The sequence below is a fragment of the Microbacterium sp. H6 genome (assembly GCF_003314775.1).
Lineage (GTDB): Bacteria > Actinomycetota > Actinomycetes > Actinomycetales > Microbacteriaceae > Microbacterium > Microbacterium oxydans.
This window is the reverse complement of the sequence record NZ_QOAY01000112.1, coordinates 59,361-63,769: the sequence shown is the minus strand read 5'-3', so window position 1 is coordinate 63,769 and position 4,409 is coordinate 59,361. Positions and strand designations below refer to the sequence as shown.

The window sequence follows — 4,409 nt, the reverse complement described above, 5'->3', positions numbered from 1 at the left end:
TGGAGGGAACCGGCTGGGTCGCGCCGGCCGGCACCAGCCCGGTCGTCAGCGTGGCCGGGTACACACTGGGCGGCGGGCACTCCTGGTTCAGCCGCGCGGGCGGTCTCGGCTCCGACAACCTGCGCGCGGCATGGGTGCTCCGCCCTGACGGCACGCATGAGCGCATCGACGATGACACCGACAGTGACCTCATGTGGGCATTGCGCGGAGCCGGAGGCCTGGTGGGGATCGTGACCGCGCTCGAGATCGAGCTCGTGCCGGCACCGGACATCTGGGGCGCCAACCTCACCTTCGATGTCGTCGACGCTCCCGCGGTCGTCCGTGCGGTCCGCGACCTCGCCGCATCAGCAGCCGCGACGCTCAACGTGTTCGTCAACTCGATGCGCATGCCGGATGCGCCGGAGCTGCCTGAGCAGATCAGGGGACGCAGCTTCCTCACCGTCCAGGTGCTGTCGACCGATGGGCCGCAGGACGAACTGGTCGACACGGTGCGTAGAGCAGGGGAGGTGCGCAGGGAGATCACCGGTCCGACTTCGCCCGCTGCACTGGCCGCCGCCTCGAACGAGCCCACGGAGCCGACCCCTGGCCGGGGTGCTTCGATGGCTCTGAGCATCCTCGACGACGAGACGATCGATGCCCTCCTCGAGTTCAGGGAGCTCCCGGAGCACTGGCCGATCATGGGCATCGACCTCCGCATGCTCGGCGGTGCCTTGAACGCCCCGCGCCGCTCGGGCTTCGCATCGCTGCAGTCCGTCGGCTGGCTGTTGCACGCTCTCGTCCCGGTCATCCCCGGTGTGCCGACCGAGCCTGGCGACGCGAGTCTCGTGGCGTTCCGCGAGCTCCTGGCGCCGAACGAGGCCCCGCAGACCGTGGCGACCTTCCTCGGCCCTGATCAGTCGCTCGACCGATGCGGCACCGCCGACGATCTCGCCCGACTGCGCAGCGTGCGGTCGCGCGTCGACCCCGAGGGACTGCTCCACGAAGGACGACTGCCGCGCTGACCTAAGCGGGAGCCGGTCCGGGGCGTCTCCAGTCGTACTCGGTCTCCGGTCGTCCCCGTGTGCCGTAGCGTGCGCCCCGTGTCAGCACACCCTCGGCGACCAGATGCTCCAGGTAACGGCGCACCGCGACCCGAGACATGCCGAGTCGCTCGGCTGCCTCCCGCGCCGAGAGCGGTTCGCCGGCGCGCAGTTCCGCGGCGACCCTGTCCAAGGAGGTCGTCGAGAGTCCCTTGGGCAGCGCGATCGTTCCCGTGGAGCGGCCGAGCAGTGCATCGATCTCCGCTTGGGTGGCCTCGCCCTCGGTGGAGCGCGCCTGTTCCCTGTATGCGCGGTACTGTTCCATCCGCTCGCGGAACACGGTGAACGGGAACGGCTTGACGAGATACTGGAACACCCCGAGCGCAGCCATCTGCCGCACCGACTCGGCGTCGCGCACACTGGTGATCGCGATTACGTCCAGCGCTGCGGAGCGTGCTCGGAGCGCACGGAGCACGTCGATACCCGAGCCGTCCGGCATCGTGATGTCGAGCAGTACCAGATCGAATGCGCCGGGTCGATCGAGCACTGCCGTCATCGCGGCGCGGGCGCCCGTGCACTCGCCGGTCACCTCGAAGCCGTCGAGACGGGCAAGGTAGTCGCGGTGCAGTTCGAGCGTGAGTGCGTCGTCGTCGACGATGAGCGTGCGGATCATTGCCGCCGCCGCCCTTGCCGTTCGCCCGCGGCGGGGAGGACGACTCGGAAGGTCGTCGGGGCATCCGTCACCGTCACCGAGCCACCTGCCCCGCTCACCACCGAGCGCACGAGGGCCAGGCCGATGCCGCGCCCTTGCGCATCGGCGGGTTTCGTGGAGAATCCCTGGTCGAACATCCGCTCGCGCACGGCCGGCGCTATTCCGGGACCGCTGTCGGAGACCTCCAGCACGATTCCGTGGCCGTCGTGCGCGCGCAGCGAGACCCGCACCCACCGGTCGTCCGACTCGGCCGCGGCATCCATGGCGTTGTCCACCAGGTTGCCGAGCACGGACACGGCGTCCACGGTCGACAGAGGAGTGCGGGGAGTGTCCGGCTCGATGTGCACCCGCCAGTCGATGCCGCGTTCCTTGGCCTGCGAGGCCTTTCCGAGGAGGAGCGCTCCGACGGCCGGATCGCCGTGGCGTCGCGCGGTCACCTGGTCGACGAGGGACTGGCTCTGACGGGACGTCTCCGTGAGGATCTCGATCGCCTCGTCACGGCGTCCGAGTTCGAGCAGGGCCACCGCGGCGTGCATCCTGTTCCCGTGTTCGTGCGTCTGCGCCCGCAGCGCTTCCCCCAGGGTGCGGATCGATTCGTACGACGACACGGCGTCGCGCAGCTGGCCGGGCGGGAGGTCGCCGGCGATTCGGCGGGTCACGCGGCGAGCGATGATCGCGCCACCGGCGCCGAGGGCGACGAGGGCGATCGTGATGCCGAGCGTGAGAGGCAGGCGGCGGATCAGCGTATCGCTGATGGACTCTGTCGTCACCCCTGCGGCGACCCAGCCGATCAGGTCGTCATCCGGCGCGGTGACCGGGACGATGGTCCGTACCGATGGTCCCAGGGTGCCGGTGAACTCCTCGGTGAGCGTGCGCGGCGACGCGGGGATCGTGCCCAGGTAGGTTCCGCCGATCTGGTCGGCGTCGGGGTGGGTGATCCGCGTGCCGTCGGGAGTCATCACCGTGATGAAGTCGAGCCCCGCACCGGCGACCACGGTCAGCGAGTAGGGCTCGAGCACCCGTGTGGCCGCTTCCCGGTCGTCCGAGCTCAGACCGTCGATCACGTCCGGGGAGGCAGCGAGCGAGACGGCAGTGGCGGCCGTGACCCGTTCCGCCTCGGCGCGGATCGATCGTTGCGCCTCCAGCACCAGGAAGCCCGCGACGAGGATGCCGATCACGACGGCGGCGACCAGCAGCACGGCGAACACACGGGAGGCGGTGCTGCGGGTGCGGGAGGGGCGCGCCATCGCTTCCTCCGATTGTCGATGCTCAGGTGCCGTGACCAATACGACCACAACTCGCCCCGATGCGGGAAGTCGAGGACCGTGAACTCTGATCGGCGGCGAAGCAGCCGCCCACCGGACGATGACGTCGATGATCGAGGAGGACGCGATGGCGCTCACAACAGGATTCTCACTGCCGAAGTTCAACTGGCGGCGAGGGAAGCAATCGTGGGACCGGCACACCTGGCTGTATGTGTCGGTGCTCCTGGCGGTCGTGCTCGGTGCGGTCGTCGGTCTCGTCTGGCCCGAGGTGGGACAGGCTTTCGAGCCGCTGGGCAAGGGATTCGTGGCTCTGATCAAGATGATGATCGCCCCGATCATCTTCTGCACGATCGTGGTCGGAGTGGGGTCGATAGCCAAGGCGGCCACCGTCGGCAAGATCGGCGGACTCGCGCTGCTGTACTTCATGGTCATGTCGACCTTCGCCCTCGCGATCGGTCTCGTCGTGGGGAACATCATCCACCCGGGCTCCGGACTCGACATGGCCTCGTCGACGTACGATGCGGTCGAGGCGGAGGCCAAGACGACACAGGAGTTCATCCTCGGCATCATCCCGACCACGTTCTTCTCGGCGTTCACGGGTGAGAGCGTGCTGCAGGTGCTGTTCATCGCGCTCCTCGTCGGCTTCGCCCTGCAGGGGCTCGGCGACCGTGGCGCCCCGATCATGGACGCGGTCAAGCAGCTCCAGAAGCTCGTCTTCCGCATTCTCGGCATGATCCTGTGGCTGGCTCCGCTCGGGGCCTTCGGTGCGATCGCCGCCGTGGTCGGCAAGACCGGTGTCGCCGCGATCTGGAGCCTGGGCACGCTGATGGTCGCCTTCTACATCACCTGCATCCTGTTCATCGTCGTCATCCTCGGGGTGCTGCTGTGGACCGTCACACGGGTGAACATCTTCGCGCTCATGAAGTACCTCGCCAGGGAGTACCTGCTCATCGTCGGAACGTCTTCCTCGGAATCCGCGCTGCCCCGGCTGATCGCGAAGATGGAGTTCGTCGGCGTCTCCAAGCCGGTCGTGGGCATCACCGTTCCGACCGGGTACTCGTTCAACCTCGACGGCACGGCCATCTACCTGACGATGGCTTCGCTGTTCATCGCCACGGGCATGGGCCAGCCGATGACGATCGGCGAGCAGATCGGTCTGCTCGTGTTCATGATCATCGCGAGCAAGGGCGCCGCCGGAGTCACCGGCGCGGGCCTCGCCACCCTCGCCGGCGGCCTCCAGGCATACCGCCCCGACCTGGTGGACGGTGTCGGGGTGATCGTGGGCATCGATCGGTTCATGTCGGAGGGGCGAGCACTCACGAACTTCACCGGCAATGCGGTCGCGACCCTGTTGATCGGCACGTGGACGAAGCAGATCGACCGCGACCGCGTGCGACGCGTGCTCAGCGGGGA

General features: G+C 68.4%; 4 protein-coding genes. 2 read left to right on the top strand and 2 right to left on the bottom strand.

The features are described from left to right. Positions 1–1,001: FAD-binding oxidoreductase (locus DSP71_RS22060; protein ID WP_181800689.1), on the top strand; the 1,001-nt coding region annotated here is incomplete at its 5' end. A gap of 1 nt (position 1,002) precedes the next feature. Here the strand turns inward: DSP71_RS22060 and DSP71_RS07825 are convergent. Continuing rightward, positions 1,003–1,692 carry a response regulator gene (locus tag DSP71_RS07825; RefSeq protein ID WP_113680795.1) on the bottom strand — a complete coding sequence of 230 codons (690 nt, stop codon included), beginning with the start codon at positions 1,690–1,692 and terminating at the stop codon, positions 1,003–1,005. After that, positions 1,689–2,978 carry an ATP-binding protein gene (locus DSP71_RS07820; protein ID WP_113680794.1) on the bottom strand — a complete coding sequence of 430 codons (1,290 nt, stop codon included), beginning with the start codon at positions 2,976–2,978 and terminating at the stop codon, positions 1,689–1,691. Before DSP71_RS07820 ends, DSP71_RS07825 begins: the two co-directional genes overlap by 4 nt. Before the next feature lie 145 nt (positions 2,979–3,123). On the opposite strand from DSP71_RS07820, the gene DSP71_RS07815 reads away from it, so the two are divergent. After that, positions 3,124–4,409: cation:dicarboxylate symporter family transporter (locus tag DSP71_RS07815; RefSeq protein WP_113680798.1), on the top strand; the 1,286-nt coding region annotated here is incomplete at its 3' end.

Excerpts from the sequence above, each read along its gene's own strand:
- DSP71_RS07820 (WP_113680794.1), bottom strand. The coding sequence starts at position 2,978 with ATGGCGCGCCCCTCCCGCACCCGCAGCACCGCCTCCCGTGTGTTCGCC.
- DSP71_RS07825 (WP_113680795.1), bottom strand. The coding sequence starts at position 1,692 with ATGATCCGCACGCTCATCGTCGACGACGACGCACTCACGCTCGAACTG.